This is a genomic window from Arthrobacter sp. PAMC25564 (assembly GCF_004798705.1).
Classification (GTDB): domain Bacteria; phylum Actinomycetota; class Actinomycetes; order Actinomycetales; family Micrococcaceae; genus Arthrobacter.
Genome location: NZ_CP039290.1, coordinates 1,558,062 through 1,573,632 on the forward strand (window position 1 = coordinate 1,558,062; position 15,571 = coordinate 1,573,632).

The 15,571-nt window shown below is 64.1% G+C and carries 19 protein-coding genes; 13 read left to right on the plus strand and 6 right to left on the minus strand.

The features are described from left to right. Window position 1 precedes the first annotated feature (1 nt). The 5 genes from rpmD to map all read left to right on the plus strand — a co-directional run bounded on the left by rpmD (window position 2) and on the right by map (window position 3,709). On the plus strand, window positions 2–208 hold the full coding sequence (rpmD, locus tag E5206_RS07135) for a 50S ribosomal protein L30 (RefSeq protein ID WP_056626615.1): 207 nt from the start codon (window positions 2–4) through the stop codon (window positions 206–208). Further along, window positions 209–703 carry a 50S ribosomal protein L15 gene (rplO, locus tag E5206_RS07140; RefSeq protein ID WP_136321883.1) on the plus strand — a complete coding sequence of 165 codons (495 nt, stop codon included), beginning with the start codon at window positions 209–211 and terminating at the stop codon, window positions 701–703. It begins immediately after the preceding gene. Between the two features lie 181 nt (window positions 704–884). Next, the gene (gene secY / locus E5206_RS07145) at window positions 885–2,195 is read left to right on the plus strand and encodes a preprotein translocase subunit SecY (RefSeq protein WP_136321884.1); all 1,311 of its coding nucleotides are present in this window, start codon (window positions 885–887) and stop codon (window positions 2,193–2,195) included. Window positions 2,196–2,200: 5 nt separating this feature from the next. Then, on the plus strand, window positions 2,201–2,770 hold the full coding sequence (locus E5206_RS07150; RefSeq protein ID WP_205760054.1) for an adenylate kinase: 570 nt from the start codon (window positions 2,201–2,203) through the stop codon (window positions 2,768–2,770). Window positions 2,771–2,881: 111 nt separating this feature from the next. After that, the gene (gene map / locus E5206_RS07155) at window positions 2,882–3,709 is read left to right on the plus strand and encodes a type I methionyl aminopeptidase (protein WP_136321886.1); all 828 of its coding nucleotides are present in this window, start codon (window positions 2,882–2,884) and stop codon (window positions 3,707–3,709) included. An 84-nt stretch (window positions 3,710–3,793) separates the two neighbouring features. On the opposite strand, the gene E5206_RS07160 is transcribed toward map, so the two are convergent. From E5206_RS07160 to E5206_RS07170, 3 genes are all read right to left on the minus strand, one after another. Continuing rightward, a complete protein-coding gene (locus E5206_RS07160) occupies window positions 3,794–5,140 on the minus strand; it encodes an ABC transporter substrate-binding protein (RefSeq protein WP_136321887.1) in 1,347 nt (448 codons plus the stop codon). A 74-nt stretch (window positions 5,141–5,214) separates the two neighbouring features. Continuing rightward, window positions 5,215–6,036 (minus strand): carbohydrate ABC transporter permease, encoded by an 822-nt coding sequence (locus tag E5206_RS07165; protein WP_240690140.1) that lies wholly within the window; start codon window positions 6,034–6,036, stop codon window positions 5,215–5,217. 113 nt (window positions 6,037–6,149) lie between these two features. Beyond that, a complete protein-coding gene (locus E5206_RS07170) occupies window positions 6,150–7,100 on the minus strand; it encodes a sugar ABC transporter permease (protein ID WP_205760020.1) in 951 nt (316 codons plus the stop codon). Window positions 7,101–7,351: 251 nt separating this feature from the next. On the opposite strand from E5206_RS07170, the gene E5206_RS07175 reads away from it, so the two are divergent. The 8 genes from E5206_RS07175 (at window position 7,352) to E5206_RS07210 (ending at window position 12,653) form a co-directional block, all read left to right on the plus strand. Beyond that, window positions 7,352–8,299 carry a P1 family peptidase gene (locus E5206_RS07175; RefSeq protein WP_136321889.1) on the plus strand — a complete coding sequence of 316 codons (948 nt, stop codon included), beginning with the start codon at window positions 7,352–7,354 and terminating at the stop codon, window positions 8,297–8,299. A gap of 190 nt (window positions 8,300–8,489) precedes the next feature. Next, window positions 8,490–8,711 (plus strand): translation initiation factor IF-1, encoded by a 222-nt coding sequence (infA, locus tag E5206_RS07180; RefSeq protein ID WP_011775571.1) that lies wholly within the window; start codon window positions 8,490–8,492, stop codon window positions 8,709–8,711. 69 nt (window positions 8,712–8,780) lie between these two features. After that, window positions 8,781–8,894, plus strand: a complete 114-nt coding sequence (rpmJ, locus tag E5206_RS07185) for a 50S ribosomal protein L36 (RefSeq protein ID WP_009358722.1) — start codon at window positions 8,781–8,783, stop codon at window positions 8,892–8,894. A 173-nt stretch (window positions 8,895–9,067) separates the two neighbouring features. Continuing rightward, entirely contained in the window at window positions 9,068–9,442 is a 375-nt protein-coding gene (gene rpsM, locus E5206_RS07190; RefSeq protein ID WP_136321890.1) for a 30S ribosomal protein S13, read from the plus strand. Between the two features lie 98 nt (window positions 9,443–9,540). Beyond that, window positions 9,541–9,942, plus strand: coding sequence for a 30S ribosomal protein S11 (gene rpsK, locus E5206_RS07195; RefSeq protein WP_018773682.1), 402 nt, complete (start codon window positions 9,541–9,543; stop codon window positions 9,940–9,942). A 131-nt stretch (window positions 9,943–10,073) separates the two neighbouring features. Continuing rightward, window positions 10,074–11,084, plus strand: a complete 1,011-nt coding sequence (locus tag E5206_RS07200) for a DNA-directed RNA polymerase subunit alpha (protein ID WP_136321891.1) — start codon at window positions 10,074–10,076, stop codon at window positions 11,082–11,084. Between the two features lie 77 nt (window positions 11,085–11,161). Continuing rightward, window positions 11,162–11,731 carry a 50S ribosomal protein L17 gene (gene rplQ, locus E5206_RS07205; protein ID WP_136321892.1) on the plus strand — a complete coding sequence of 190 codons (570 nt, stop codon included), beginning with the start codon at window positions 11,162–11,164 and terminating at the stop codon, window positions 11,729–11,731. 31 nt (window positions 11,732–11,762) lie between these two features. Next, window positions 11,763–12,653: a tRNA pseudouridine synthase A gene (locus E5206_RS07210; RefSeq protein WP_205760021.1), complete on the plus strand. Its 891-nt coding sequence runs from the start codon at window positions 11,763–11,765 to the stop codon at window positions 12,651–12,653. 101 nt (window positions 12,654–12,754) lie between these two features. Here E5206_RS07210 and E5206_RS07215 read toward each other — a convergent pair whose 3' ends face one another. Genes E5206_RS07215 through E5206_RS07225 form a run of 3 tightly spaced genes read right to left on the minus strand, consistent with a single transcriptional unit; the run spans window position 12,755 to window position 15,562 of the window. Then, on the minus strand, window positions 12,755–14,185 hold the full coding sequence (locus E5206_RS07215) for a pilus assembly protein TadG-related protein (protein WP_136321893.1): 1,431 nt from the start codon (window positions 14,183–14,185) through the stop codon (window positions 12,755–12,757). After that, window positions 14,173–14,628, minus strand: a complete 456-nt coding sequence (locus E5206_RS07220) for a TadE/TadG family type IV pilus assembly protein (RefSeq protein WP_136321894.1) — start codon at window positions 14,626–14,628, stop codon at window positions 14,173–14,175. The genes E5206_RS07215 and E5206_RS07220 overlap by 13 nt, the downstream gene beginning before the upstream one ends. 43 nt (window positions 14,629–14,671) lie before the next feature. Further along, on the minus strand, window positions 14,672–15,562 hold the full coding sequence (locus E5206_RS07225) for a type II secretion system F family protein (RefSeq protein ID WP_136321895.1): 891 nt from the start codon (window positions 15,560–15,562) through the stop codon (window positions 14,672–14,674). Window positions 15,563–15,571 lie beyond the last annotated feature (9 nt).

Below are 15,571 nucleotides of genomic sequence, written 5' to 3' on the forward strand. Positions count from 1 at the left end.
CATGGCTAAGAACCTGATTCCGTCCGACGCCCAGTTGGAGATCACTCAGATCAAGTCCGCCATTGGCGGCAAGCAGAACCAGCGCGACACCCTGCGGTCCCTCGGCCTGAAGCGGATCGGACACACCGTTGTCCGCACCGCCGACGCCGTGACCGTCGGAATGCTCAACACGGTTCCGCACCTGGTAAAGGTAGAGGAGGCGAAGTAAATGGCAGAGAAGAAAACCGCCGAAAAGGCACAGGGCGCCGCTGCTGAGAAGCAGAACGCACTGAAGGTTCACCACCTGCGTCCCGCCCCGGGTGCCAAGACCGCCAAGACCCGTGTTGGTCGTGGTGAAGGTTCCAAGGGTAAGACCGCCGGTCGCGGTACCAAGGGTACGAAGGCCCGCTACCAGATCAAGGCTGGCTTTGCCGGCGGCCAGCTGCCGCTGCACATGCGCCTGCCGAAGCTGCGCGGCTTCAAGAACCCGTTCCGGGTTGAGTACCAGGTTGTCAACCTGGACAAGCTCAACGAGCTCTTCCCGGAAGGTGGCACAGTCACCGTGGAGAACCTGGTCGAAAAGGGTGCCGTTCGCAAGAACCAGCCCGTCAAGGTGCTTGGCACCGGCGACATCACCGTCAAGGTCGATGTAACCGTCCACGCATTCTCGGCCAGCGCCGCTGAAAAGATTGCTGCAGCAGGCGGAAGCACCACCGCCCTCTAAGGAGGCGGCGGGGCAGTTGCCCGTTGTTGAACTCCCGGTACCGGGGCCCAGGCCCAGGTACCGGGAGTTTTTTCGTTTTCGGGCGCCGTCGATTATTCGCGGGGCGCGTCCACCCGCTAGACTCGGTTGTTGGGTTTATTTGACCTGTCGCACACGACATTACTTATCCTCAGGAGGACGCTTGCTTAGCGCATTTGGCCGGGCCTTTCGCACGCCTGATCTGCGACGCAAGTTGTTGTTCACGCTGGGAATCATCACAATCTTCCGCTTGGGTGCCTTCATTCCCTCGCCCGGTGTGAGCTACCAGAATGTCCAGCAATGCTTGCAGAACGGTCAGACCTCGGGCGGGATCTACCAGCTCGTCAACCTGTTCAGCGGCGGTGCATTGCTGCAGGTCTCCATCTTTGCCCTGGGCATCATGCCGTACATTACGGCCAGCATCATCGTCCAGCTCCTCCGGGTGGTCATTCCCCGGTTCCAGATCCTGTATGACGAGGGCGCCTCGGGCCAGTCAAAGCTGACCCAGTACACCCGGTACCTCACGATCGCCCTGGGCCTGCTGAACGCCACGACGCTGGTGTCGCTGGCCCGTTCCGGCCAGTTGCTGCCCAACTGCCAGCTGCCGATCATCCCGGACACGAGCATCATCACCACAATCCTCATCATTATCACGCTGACGGCCGGCACCGGCCTGATCATGTGGATGGGCGAGCTCGTCACCGAGAAGGGTGTGGGCAACGGCATGTCGCTGCTCATCTTCACGTCCATCGCCGCCGGCTTCCCCGGCTCGCTGGGCGCGATCTGGACGTCGCAGGGCCCGGGCACGTTCTTTATGGTGATCGCGATCGGTCTGCTGACCGTGGCACTCGTGGTCTTTGTGGAGCAGTCCCAGCGCCGGATCCCCGTGCAGTATGCCAAGCGCATGATCGGCCGCCGCACCGTGGGCGGCACCAGCACGTACATCCCGATCAAGGTGAACATGGCCGGCGTCGTGCCCGTCATCTTTGCCTCCTCGATGCTGTACCTGCCGGGCCTGATCTCGCAGTTCAACCAGCCCAAGGCCGGCGAGCAGATGCAGCCCTGGGTGGAGTGGATCAACAACAACCTGACCCGTGGCGACCATCCCATCTACATGGCCATGTACTTCGCCATGATCGTGTTCTTCACGTACTTCTATGTCGCGATCACCTTCAACCCTGAAGAGGTCTCGGACAACATGAAGAAGTACGGCGGCTTCATTCCCGGCATCCGTGCCGGCAAGCCGACGGCGGACTATCTTCAGTATGTTCTTTCCAGGATCACCCTGCCCGGCGCCTTCTATCTGGGTTTCGTAGCCCTGATCCCGTTGGTTGCACTGGTCCTGATCAACGCCAACCAGAACTTCCCGTTCGGCGGCACCTCGATCCTGATCATGGTGGGCGTCGGACTGGAGACCGTCAAGCAAATTGACGCGCAGCTACAGCAACGTCACTACGAAGGGCTTTTGCGATGACGAGAATGTTGATTATTGGACCTCCCGGCTCTGGCAAGGGAACGCAGGCGGAACGCATTTCGGAGCGGCTCGGCGTCGTTGCGATCTCCACCGGCGACATCTTCCGTGCCAACGTCAAGGGTGAGACACCGCTGGGCATCGAAGCCAAGCGGTACATGGATGCCGGCGATTTCGTGCCGGACAGCGTCACCAACAAGATGGTGCGTGACCGCCTCAGCGAGGACGACGTCGAAGCAGGCTTCCTGCTGGACGGCTACCCCCGCACCACGGCGCAGGTGGACTACCTCGACGGGATCCTCGCCGATGGCGGCGAGAAGCTCGACGTCGTACTGCAGCTCACGGCCGACGACGAGGAACTCGTCAAACGCCTGCTGGGCCGTGCGCAAGACACCGGACGCAGCGATGACAACGAGGCCGTTATCCGCCACCGCCTGGACCTCTACCACGGCCAGACGGAAGCCGTGGTGGCCAAGTATGCCGAGCGCGGCATCCTGACGCGGGTTGATGGCATCGGCGGCATCGACGAGGTCACCGACCGCGTTATGGAGGCCATCAAAGAGGCCAAGTCGGTCTGATCCAGGCCCATGATATTTGAGGCTCCTCCCGGAACATCGGGAGGAGCCTCAGCCATTTTCCGCCGCGCCCGCGCCCGCAAGCAGCGCGGCTCCACCGAAAGGAAGCTGCAGATGGCCTTCGGCCAGCCCCGCATCGAATACAAGACAAACGCGCAGATGCGCACCATGCACGAGGCCGGACTTGTCCTCAGCCGCGCCCTGGACGCCGCCGTGGCCGCGGCCGTCCCCGGCGCGACCACCAGGGACTTGGACGCGGTGTTCGCCGCCGTGCTGAAGGAGGCCGGCGCCAGCTCCAACTTCCTGGGCTACCAGGGCTTCCCGGCCACCATCTGCACCTCGGTCAACGAGGAAGTCGTGCACGGCATCCCGGGCGACCGTGTGCTGCAGGACGGGGACATCATCTCGATCGACGGCGGCGCGATCGTGGAGGGCTGGCACTCCGATTCGGCCCGCACCGTGATCGTGGGCACCGCCGATCCCGAGGACCAGCGGCTCTCCGACGTCACCGAGGCCGCGATGTGGCACGGTATCGCCGCCCTCGCCAACGGCAAGTTTGTCGGCGACATCGGCAATGCCGTGGACGACTACGTTTCCTCCGTACCCGGCAAACCGTTGGGCATCCTGGAAGACTACGTGGGCCACGGCATCGGCTCTCAGATGCACATGGCACCGGACGTGCTGAACTACCGCACCGGCCACCGCGGTCCCAGGATCAGGCCCGGGCTGTGCCTGGCCATCGAGCCCATGCTGGTCCGCGGGAGCATCGACACCGCCGTCCTGGACGATGACTGGACCGTGGTGACGACCGACGGCAAGCGTTCCTGCCAGTGGGAGCACTCCGTTGCGGTCCATGAGAAGGGCATCTGGGTGCTCTCGGCGCACGACGGCGGGGCGGCGAAGCTTGCCCCGCTCGGCGTCGTGCCGGTCCCGATCCCCTAAGCCCCCTTAAACCCAACTGACTCGCAGTTGTTGTCCTTTTGAGGGCTCAAAACGACAACAACTGCGAGCCAGTCGGGGCAGGCATCAGTTCTTAAGCTTCGGCTTCACATCCTTGGTGTAGATGCCCTCGAGCGTCGCCTTCAGCTCGGTCATGGTGGCCTTGACGTCGCCCTGCTGGGTAAGGATCTTGGCGGCGGCCTTGGCCATTTCCTGGTCGGCGCCCGGCAGGAACACACGGGCGTTGTCCTGGACGCGGGTGGCGGCGAGCTGGTCCATGGCCGTCTTGATCTGCGGGGTCGCGGCCAGCACTGCTGACATGTCGGCCGAGGTGCGGGTTGGCATGTAGCCGGTGGCGGCGGAGAACGCGGCCGTGTTTTCCGGCTCCGTGATGAACTTCAGGAAGGTGGCAGCCGCGAGCTGCACTTCCTTGCTGACGCCGCTCGGAATGCCAAGACCGGCGCCGCCCGTGGGGCAGACGCCGCTTTCCACCTTCGGACCGCCCGGCAGGAAGCCGACGCCGACGTTGAACTTCGCGGACTTCAGGACTCCCAGCAGGGAACCGGTGGAGGAGATCGTGGAGGACGTGATGCCCGCGGCGAAGTCGTCGGCGGCTTCCTTGGAGGAGACACCGGCCCACTTGTCCTTGAAGATGGAGTCCTGGGCCCACTGCAGCGCGGCGACCGACTCGGTGGAGTCGCAGTTGAAGGTCCAACCGTTGGACCAGCTGCCACCCCAGCCCCACAGGTTGTTCTGCAGCGTCCAGCCCGCGTAGCCGGCCAGCGCGGGGTAGATGTAGGCGTACTGCGCGCCGGAGCTGGCCTGCAGCTTGGGCGCCCACTCGGCGAATTCCTGCCAGGTCTTGGGGGCGCGGTCCGGCAGGCCGGCAGCCTTGAAGTGGTCCCGGTTGTAGTAGAACAGCGGGGTGGAACGGCCATAGGGGAGTGCCCACTGCTTGTCCGCGTACTGGTAGTCCGCGACCAAGGACTTCTGGAAGTCGTCCACCTTGATGTCCAGCTGCTTGACCAGCCCGTCCAGCGGAATGATGTTGCCGTTGGTGTAGTAGCGGAACCACCAGACGTCCGAGAGCACGACGAGGCCCGGGAGGTCCGATTTCGCGGCCTGCGAGGTCTGGAACTTCTGGGCGATTTCCTCGTAGTTGGCCCCGGCGGTCACGAGGTTGACCTTGATGTCCGGGAACTTGGCCTGGAACTTGTCGATGATGGCCTTCTCGACGTCCTGGGACTTGCCGGGGTGGTTGGTCCAGAAGTCGATCGAGGCCGCCGGCTTGATGCCGGTGAAATCGAGGTCGGCGGTGCCGGCGGCGGCCGTGCTGGCGCCCGTGGACGGGCCGCCGCAGGCAGCCAGTGCGGCGGCGCCGGCCCCGGCGCCCGCCAGCCCCAGGAAATGCCTTCGGTCAAGGTTTACAGCCATGGTGGATCCTCTCGGTGGTGCTGACTTGGTGGTGTTGATGTCGGTGCTGCGGAGGGGGAAATCCAGGGGCGGCGTCAGCCGGTGACGCTGCCCTGGGTGAGGCCGGCAACGATGTAGCGCTGCAGCGCGGCGAACACGAGCAGGATGGGCACGATCACCAGCACGGCGCCGGCCATCAGGATGCCCCAGCCGGAGCCGTTGCCTTCCGAGTTCTGCAGCAGGGTGAGGCCTACCGGAAGCGTCATGGTTTCCGGCCGGTCCGTGATGATGAGCGGCCAGATGTAGTCATTCCACTCGCTCACCACGGTGACCAGCGCAACCGTCGCAATGGAAGGCACCGACACCGGGGCCACGACCTGCCACAGGCGGCGCCAGTGGCCGGCGCCGTCGATCTCGGCAGCCTCGAGGATGGAGGCGGGAAGGGTCATGAAGTGCTGGCGTAGCAGGAACGTACCGAAGGCGGTGCCCAGGCCCGGAAGGATGATGCCCCAGAGCGTGTTCTTCCCGCCCATGCCCGCGATCAGGATGTAGTTGGGCAGGATGGAGACCTGCGGCGGCACCATCAGGGCCACGAGGATCAGCACGAAGATCACGTTCTTGTACGGGAAGCGGACAAAGACCAGGGCGTAGGCCGTCAGGAGGGCCAGGAGCACCTTGATGGTGGCCCCGGCTGCGGTCACGATCAGGCTGTTCAGGAAGAACCGGCCGAACGGCACCGTGGTCATGGCTGTCCGGTAGTTCTCCGGGTTCAGGCCTTCCGGCAGGATCTTCAGGTCCATCGTGATGATCTCGCCCGGCTGCTTGAACGAACTCAGGACCATCCAGAGCAGCGGCAGGAAGACCACCAGCGTGGCCAGGATCAGGGGAACGTAGCCGCCGGCGACCGTCCGGACCAAGTTGGCGCGGGAGAACGGGCGTGGGCGCCGCGGCGGGGGTTCCGGGGCGCCGTCGGGAGCGGCTGCGGGCCGGGCAGCGGCGGCGGGATCGGGGTTGACGGGGGAGAGCGTGCTCACGAGTAGTGCACCTTCCGTTCGACGAACCGCAGTTGCAGCACGGTGATGATGAGCAGGATGGCGAAGAGCACCACGGAGATGGCGGCCGAGTAGCCGGCGCGGTTGTAGGCGCCGAAGGCCTGCAGGTACGCCTCGTAGATCAGCGTGCTGGTGCCGTTGCCGAGCGGGGTCATGATCCGGATCAGGTCGAAGGCCTGCAGGGAGCTCAGCATGGTGGTGATGAGCAGGAAGAATGTGGTCGGGGACAGCAGCGGCACGGACATGTCCAGGAAGCGGCGGAAGCCGTTTGCGCCGTCCAGCGAGGCGGCCTCCATGACGTCCTGGGGGAGGGACTGCAGCCCGGCCAGGTAAACCACGGCGCAGTAGCCCAGGTTCTTCCAGATGTAGACGATGACCACCATGACCAGGGAGATTTGCGGATCGTTGATCCATTGGGGGCTCTGCTGTCCGATGCCGCGCAGCAGCCAGGACAGGACCCCGTAGCCGGGATCGAAGATGAACAGCCAGACCAGGCCGACGCCGACGCCGCTGAGTACATACGGGGCGAAGACCGCCGAGCGGGCGAAGGTGGTCCCGCGGACCTTGGAATTGAGTGCGAGCGCCACCAGGAGGCCCAGCAGCATGGAGCCGCCCACGGTGACCAGGGTGAAAACGGCGGTGGTGCCCAGGACCTTCGAGGCGTCGGCACTCGTGAAGAACGTGAGGTAATTCCCGAAGCCCACCGCGGTGGCCGAGGCCGATCCGAGGGTCCAGTCGAGGGTGGAGTAGTAGATGTTGTTGATCAGCGGCAGGTAGGTGAACACCGCAATCAAGGCCAGGTTGGGCAGCGCCAGGGCCAGGAATACAACGAAGTCCCGGCGTGTCCTGGCGGACCAGCGGGCCCTGCCTGGCGTGGCCGGCGGGGCCTCTGCGACGGCGGGCGGCCGGTCGGTCAATTGTCGAGTCATCACAGGTCTCTAACGGGTCCGTGCCTGCTGGGGGCAGGCGGGGTGGATGGGGATACCTGACTATCAGTTCAGCACAGGGCTGGTGCCCGGAATCCCGCCCGGGGCTCCTGCGGAGCTTTGTTGTTCGAGGCTTCGTTGCCCGTTCATGGCATGTTCGTTGCCGGACTGCATGGCGTTTGATTTTGCCGGGGGTTTTGCCTGCCGGGTGGTCCGGACGGGACGGCACAGCCAACCGGGCGCACAATGGAGCCATGACTGCGATTACGGATGTTCCCGGAATACGGGTGGGCCACGCCGGAAAAATCGGCGACGGCTGGCTCAGCGGGGTGACCGTGGTGTTGCCGCCTGTTGGAACCGTTGGATCGGTCGATGTCCGGGGCGGCGGTCCTGGCACGCACGAGACGGACGCGCTGGATCCCACCACCCTGAGCCAGACCGTCGACGCCGTGGTGCTCACCGGGGGCAGCGCCTTCGGCCTGGCCTCGGCGCACGGGGCCCAGCGCTGGTGCGAGGATGCGGGGCGGGGATTCGCCGTGCCCGGCGGGATCGTCCCCATCGTCCCGGCCGCCGCGATTTTCGACCTTGGCCGCGGCGGGGACTTCTATGCCCGGCCCGACGCCGCCATGGGTTACGCGGCCACCGCGGATGCCGCTGCCCGCCAGGACGGGCACGACGTCGAACGCGGCAACGTGGGCGCCGGCACCGGAGCCGCCATCGGCCGGGGCACCTACAAAGGCGGAGTGGGCACCGCCTCCCTCACCCTAAACAACATCTCTAAAGACGGGCCTGTGGTGGTGGGGGCAATAGCGGTCGTCAACGCCCTGGGACTGCCCTTCGACACATCTGTGGCGAACGCCGCAAGGAGTGCGAATCCGCCACCCCTGAACACCACACTGGTCGTCGTCGCTACGAACGCCATCCTGGACAAAGCCGAGTGCAAACGGACGGCCTCGGCGGCCCATGCCGGCTTGGCCCGGGCGTTGAATCCGAGCCACACCCTCGCAGACGGCGACACCGTGTTCGCCCTGGCCACCGGCGCCGTCGCGCTGGACCGCAGCACCCAGCCGGCCCGGCAGATGAGCCTTATTACCCTGCAGAGTGCGGCAGCCGACGTCGTCCGGCTGGCCATCCTGGACGGGATCGCCGCGGCGGAGGCGGTGGGCACTCCGGCAGGCGTTCTGGGTGCATACGGAGGCTGAGTGCGCTACGATTGCTGGATTTAACTCAGGATTTAACAATTGCGCTGCAATGGCGTAATGTTGTCTGTTGGTTGTCTGCCCTGTTGTGCCCTTTTGTGGCCCGGGAGGCATCAGCCAATCAATCAAAAAACGTCCGCAGTGCTTCTCGGTGCAAACCGGAGGGCTGTGGCAACAACAGTTAGCGGAGGGTATGGCCAAGAAGGACGGGGTCATTGAGATCGAGGGCGTTGTGACTGAGGCGCTGCCCAACGCGATGTTTCGCGTTGAGCTCACCAACAAGCACGTCGTTCTGGCACACATCTCTGGAAAGATGCGCCAGCACTACATCAGGATTCTCCCTGAGGACCGGGTAGTGGTGGAGCTGAGCCCGTACGACCTGACACGTGGTCGTATCGTCTACCGCTACAAGTAAACACTGGGCGGCCGAGGCAACAGCCGAAGGCCGGTCCAGCTGACCAACTGCAACACGCAAAGGAACGCCATGAAGGTCAAGCCGAGCGTCAAGCAGATCTGCGAAAAGTGCAAAGTGATCCGCCGTAATGGCCGGGTCATGGTGATCTGCGAGAACCCGCGCCACAAGCAGCGCCAGGGCTGATTTCCCTTTCGGGAAACCCTGGGTTGCTAACCCACGCAAGTAAATAAAGGCAGCACAAGCTGAACTGGGACGTATGAGTCCGGACAGCTAACCCCCGGTCGGAGGCTGGGGCCGCACGCTACGTGCGGGTGTACTGCCTACGACCTCCGGTTTATTCAAGGAGCACTGCCACTATGGCTCGTCTCGCTGGCGTAGACATTCCCCGCGAAAAGCGGTTGGAAATTGCGCTTACTTACATCTACGGCGTGGGCAAGACCCGTGCACACGAAACCCTGGCTGCCACCGGCATCAGCGCTGACATCCGCGTCAAGGATCTCAGCGATGCCGAGCTGGTCCAGCTGCGTGACTACATCGAAGGCAACTACAAGGTTGAGGGTGACCTTCGCCGCGAAGTAGCAGCTGATATCCGCCGCAAGGTCGAAATCGGCAGCTACGAAGGCCTGCGTCACCGCAAGGGCCTGCCCGTACGCGGACAGCGTACGAAGACCAACGCGCGTACCCGCAAGGGCCCGAAGCGTACCGTCGCCGGCAAGAAGAAGACCCGCTAAATCCCATTTGCCCCCTGAAATCGCTGGTTTGATTTCACGGAACCGGCAAATGAGGGATTAAGCGGTCGCTTACCCGATAACTTTCTGTAGGAGAAATAATGCCCCCGAAGACTCGTGGCGCGGTTCGCAAGCCGCGTAAGAAGGACAAGAAGAACATCGCGCTGGGCCAGGCGCACATCAAGAGCACCTTTAACAACACCATCGTTTCCATCACGGATCCGAACGGTGCTGTCATCTCCTGGGCTTCCTCCGGTGAGGTTGGCTTCAAGGGCTCACGTAAGTCCACCCCGTTCGCTGCCCAGATGGCTGCCGAAGCCGCCGCAAAGCGTGCACAGGAGCACGGCATGCGCAAGGTCGACGTATTCGTCAAGGGACCGGGTTCCGGACGCGAGACCGCCATCCGTTCACTGCAGGCCGCTGGCCTTGAGGTTGGATCCATCCAGGATGTAACCCCCAGCGCCCACAACGGCTGCCGTCCGCCGAAGCGCCGCCGCGTCTAAGTCTTTCCAGCAGCAGGAGCTTGCCCGGACCCTCACCGGTCCGGGCAGGCCCAGCCGCGTTAAGTCTTCAGACCGACTTTCCACCACCTGTGTTGCGTCATATAGCGGATGCTCGCCGAAAGGAAACCTAAGTGCTCATTGCACAGCGCCCCACCCTCTCCGAAGAGGTCGTCTCCGAAAACCGTTCACGTTTCATTATTGAACCGCTGGAACCTGGCTTTGGTTACACACTCGGAAACTCCCTCCGCCGTACCCTGCTCTCTTCCATCCCCGGTGCCGCTGTAACCAGCATCCGGATCGATGGCGTGCTGCACGAGTTCACCACGGTTCCGGGTGTCAAGGAAGATGTCACTGAGATCATCCTGAACATCAAGAGCCTTTCGGTTTCCTCCGAGCACGATGAGCCGGTTGTTGCCTACCTGCGCAAGCAGGGCCCGGGAGTCGTCACCGCCGCGGACATCGCTCCGCCGGCCGGCGTCGAATTCCACAACCCGGATCTGCACATTGCCACGCTGAACTCGAAGGGCAAGTTCGAACTGGAACTGACCATCGAGCGCGGCCGCGGCTACGTTTCGGCAGCTCAGAACAAGTCCGGCGATTCCGAGATCGGCCGCATCCCGGTTGACTCGATCTACTCGCCGGTGCTGAAGGTTACCTTCCGCGTGGAGGCCACCCGTGTTGAGCAGCGCACTGACTTCGACAAGCTCATTGTCGACGTCGAGACCAAGCAGGCCATCGCCCCGCGCGATGCCGTTGCTTCGGCAGGTACCACCCTGGTGGAACTGTTCGGTCTGGCCCGCGAGCTGAACACCGCAGCTGAAGGTATCGAGATTGGCCCGTCGCCGACGGATGCTGCCCTGGCAGCAGACATGGCTCTGCCGATCGAGGATCTGGACCTCACGGTCCGTTCCTACAACTGCCTCAAGCGTGAGGGCATCCACACCGTGGGTGAACTCGTTGCCCGCTCCGAGGCCGACCTCATGGACATCCGTAACTTCGGTGCGAAGTCCATCGATGAGGTCAAGGCAAAGCTGGTTGAACTGGGCCTGTCCCTCAAGGACTCGCCTCCCGGATTTGACCTCGCAGCACGCGCCGCAGCAATTGAAGAGGACGACGCCGCTTTCAGCGACGACGAACTCTAACAAACAGATCCTGGCTGGCGGGCTGGATGCACCATGGTGTGCGCAGTCCAACGGCTTCCATATGAGGAGAAACTATTATGCCTACCCCCGCTAAGGGTCCGCGCCTCGGAGGCGGAGCGGCTCACGAGCGTCTTATGCTCGCGAACCTGTCCGCCGCACTGTTCGAGCACAAGCGGATCACCACCACGGTGACCAAGGCCAAGCGACTGAAGCCTTACGCCGAGCGCCTGGTGACTTTCGCCAAGCGTGGTGACCTGTCTTCCCGCCGTCGTGTACTCGGCCTGATCAGCAACAAGGGCATCGTCCACGAGCTGTTCACCGACATTGCCCAGGCAGTGGAGAACCGCAACGGTGGCTACACCCGCATCACCAAGATCGGCAACCGCAAGGGCGACAACGCTCCCATGGCTGTCATCGAACTGGTTCTTGAGCCGGTTTCCGCCAAGCAGGCCGTCGTAGCCGAGGCTACCCAGGCTGCCGCTAAGGCTGCCCCGGTTGCCGAGGAGGCTCCCGTCGAGGCTGAGGTCACCGAGACCGAGGCTCCTGCAGCTGAGGCGACTGAGGCTCCTGAAGCTGAGGCTGCCGCAACCGAAGAGGCTCCGGCCACCGAGGAAGCAGCCGCCAAGTCGGAGAAGGACGCGAAATAATTCGCTGATTTCTTCACATAGACTTAAGTCTATGAACGAGCTCAAACCCGCTGCCCCCGTTTTGGGGGGCGGCGGGTTTTTGCGTATCCGGCTGGATCTGGCGTACGACGGCGGCCCCTTCAGCGGCTGGGCCGTTCAGCCCGGGCTCCGAACGGTCCAGGGTGTCCTGGAGGAGGCCCTGGCGCTGCTGGTCCGACGGCCGGTCCGCGTCACGGTGGCCGGCCGGACCGACGCCGGCGTGCACGCCCGCGGCCAGGTGGTCCACCTGGACCTGACCGGGGCCGAATGGATGGGCCTGAACCGCGGGGCGGACATCGATCCGGCGGTCGCCCTGCTGCGCCGCCTCCGCGGCGCCCTGAGCCGCGGGCTCGGGGACCTCACCGGGGCGATAGAGGTGCACAGGGTCTCGCTGGCACCGGTTGGCTTCGACGCCCGCTTCTCCGCGCTCTGGCGCCGATACAGCTACCGGATCGCCGACGGCCCGGCGCACTGGGACCCGCTGGGACGCACCTCGACCCTCTGGCACAAGGAACCGCTTGACGTCGGGCTGCTGAACGAAGGCGCTGTGCAACTGCTCGGCCTCCAGGACTTCCGGTCCTACTGCAAGCCCCGCGAAGGCGCCACCACCATCCGGGAACTGCAGCGCTTCGAATTCAGCCGCGGATCCGACGGCATCATTGTCGCCACCGTCCAGGCCGACGCGTTCTGCCACAACATGGTGCGCTCCCTCGTCGGATCGGCCCTGTTCGTGGGGGAGGGCGTGGAGGCCCCGGGCTGGCTGCTGGAGCGTCTGCTGGCCCGCCAGCGGGATGCCAAGTCGGTTCTGGCCGCCCCGCACCCGCTGGTGCTCGAGGAAGTGGCCTACCCGTCGGACAGCGGCCTCCTCGCCCGGGCCGAACTGACCCGGGCCCTGCGCGCCTAAGGGGTTGCGGTGGGCAGCAAAAGGACCCCCTCGGGTCTGGGTGCCGAGGGGGTCCGGTCATTGGGCACGGCCGCTGTGGCCGCGCTGCCCTTATCGGGCTGTCAGCTCGGGATCCGGATCAGGCGGGAGTTCCCACTGATCGCATTGATCGCTGAGACAAAGATCGGGCCGAGTGCCGTTCCGCTCCCGGCGCAGAAGAAGTAGTCTCCGTCAGAATTCTCGGCGGTGATCTCAGCCGCTGTGGAGCAGCCATTCGCGGTACTGGGATTACCGTTGGAGTCCGGCGACGCTGCAGCGGCGAGGACATCGCGCACATACTCTCCGCTGCCGCCGCATCGCTCCGTGCTGAGGTTGTACCCGACGGTGACGATCAGGACTCCACGTGATTTGGCGTCCGCCGCGACCGCCTTGAGGTTATTGCACGCTGTAACGCCGTTGGAACTTCCGATATCTCCGGCAGTCCCCACCGACGTGGACCCGGAGACGTCAGGCTCGTTGGGCTGACCATCCGTCTCCAAAATAATGGCATTGCGTGGCGTTCCTGAACGCGCAGGCAGACTCCCCAGGTTGTTAGGGTCGAGGCCCAGCAGGTATCTGGCCGCAGCCTTCGTCGGCGATGCAAGGCTGGTGCCCGTGCTCGAGTGGGCCAGGCATTGCAAGCCCTTGACGAGATCGCTGCCGGTGTTGAGCGCGGGCGGCGAAGCGGCCGTGTTGTAGTCATTGGAAAAAGGAACAGGGAGCCAGGAACCACTTGTTTTCGAGCCGGAGGGATTGGTGATGCAACCGGAGGTGCTGCTGCTTCGGCCGATGGTGCCCAGGGCCACGTATTGCTGGTCTTTCGTCATGGTCTGCAATGTGCTCTGGATGCCAGACTGGAGCGAGGACAAATCAGTGTCGCTCATGCTGCTCGTTCGGTCCGCGAGAATGGCAACATTCATGGGGTTGGGGCTTTGGGCACCGCAGGATCCCCGGCACGCGTCGGCGGCGAGTGACCCGGTGTTTCCGGTGTTGATGCCGATCACAGGGGCGAAGACGAAGGGGACATCCTTGTCATCGGTCACGGTGATCGTATTGCAGGTGTGGCCGCTTCCCGGGATGCACGGGATCGCGCAGATCACCTCATTGCACTTGGCGCCGGCGACCGTTCCCGGGTCGCAGACGCTGGGGACCTGGCCGCTGACCACGGTCTTGGCGGCCCCGGTGGAACCGACCACGCACCAGAAGGAAACCGCGGGGTCCGCTTGGGGGTCGTTGGCCTTTGCAAACGCCAGCGCGGAAGTCTTTGCCCCGGCCGGGTCGGTCGGGAGCGAGGACGCACCCGCCAGCGCGGCGGCGTCCAGGGCGTTGCTCAGGTGCTGGCGCTCGTAGGCCAGGCGGCCGAAATCGACGGCCAAAGCAACCGCCCCGAAGACCACGGGAAGCAGCAAGGCAAAGATGACCGCCGAGGCACCCCGCTCCCTGGACCCCTGCTTGCGCGGGCCGACGTCGGGCAGCCGATCGTCGGGAGCTGATTCTGATGTTAGGGAATGCATGATCCTCCAGTCCAACCCTGGGCACCCGATGTGACAGTCGCGGTGCCTTCCATCTTCATGACGGCTTTGGTCTCGATGACGCCGGCGAGTGCCCAGGAGTAGAAGCCAGACAGGGACGACTGGGGGTAGCGCAGACAGACGACCATGACGCCGGGAGCCCCGCCCGAGGTATCCACGGCGAACTTCACCTGGAGCTTGGTACTGTCCAGAAAGCCCCTCGCCTGGCTGGCTGAGGCGATAACGTCGCCTTGTGTCACACCTTGCCGGGCGCCCTCCCGCGCCGCGCCCTGGAGGCTGATGAACTGCCCGAACGCCATGCCATAGTCGATCACCCCAAGGACCAGGCCCAGGAGCAAGGGAACAATCAGGGCAAATTCAACAGCTGCCGCACCCCGCTGCTGGTTACCCCGATTCGGTGGACTTCCTGACGGGAACCTAAACATTTGTTGCTCCTCTAAATAATGTGGCCAGTCGGATGGACTGCCCCTAGTAGGCGCCCATCATGTTCTGCATGACCTTGATGACCGCGGGCCCGATGATGACGATGAAGAGCACGGGCAGGATGCAGAACATGAGGGGGAACAAAACCTTGACGGGCAGTTTCATGGCCTTCTCTTCGGCGCGTTGTCGCCGTTTGACCCGCATCTGCTTTGCCTGGGTACGAAGGACATTTGCCAGCGCGATTCCATAGCTGTCTGCCTGGACCACGGACCGTACGAAGCTCCGCAGATCCGGTGCACCGGTCCTTTCGGCCATGGCCAGATAAGCATCCTTGCGGCTTCTCCCGACCTGCATGTCCTGGAGCGTGCGGAGGAGCTCCTCTGCCAGCGGACCCTTGCCGTTCTGGCCCGCCCGTGCCATGGCCATTTCGAATCCCAAGCCGGCCTCGACCGAAATCAGCATCTGGTCCAGGGTGTTGGGCAACTCCAGCTCGATGGCCTTCTGGCGCTCCGCACCGCGGCCATGGATCAGGATGTCCGGAACGAAGTATGCGAGCACCGGCAGGAGGACCGTCAACAGGAGCAGGATGCCGGTCGGCGACTTTGTAGCCAAAAAAATGCTGAAGAACGCAGCCACCAGTGCCAGGGCCGGCTTCGCAATCAAGAGGCGTTCGAGGGGCATGCTTGCAGGCCGGCCCGCCCGGGCAAGGAGTTTGTCCAGCCACCCCGCGTAGCCCTTGGGCGTCAGCCGGATGCCGAGGTTCGCCGGTCCCCGCGGCTGTGCGGCCGGGGCGCTCTCCTTCACCACGCGGAAGCCCCGGCCGAGGTTGTTTCGGACCGCGGCCAAACCACCGCGGTCGATTGAGATGAATGACCACACCATTGCGGAAATCGGAACGACGATGAGCCCGACCATCAACCACGCCACTACACTCATAGCGATCCT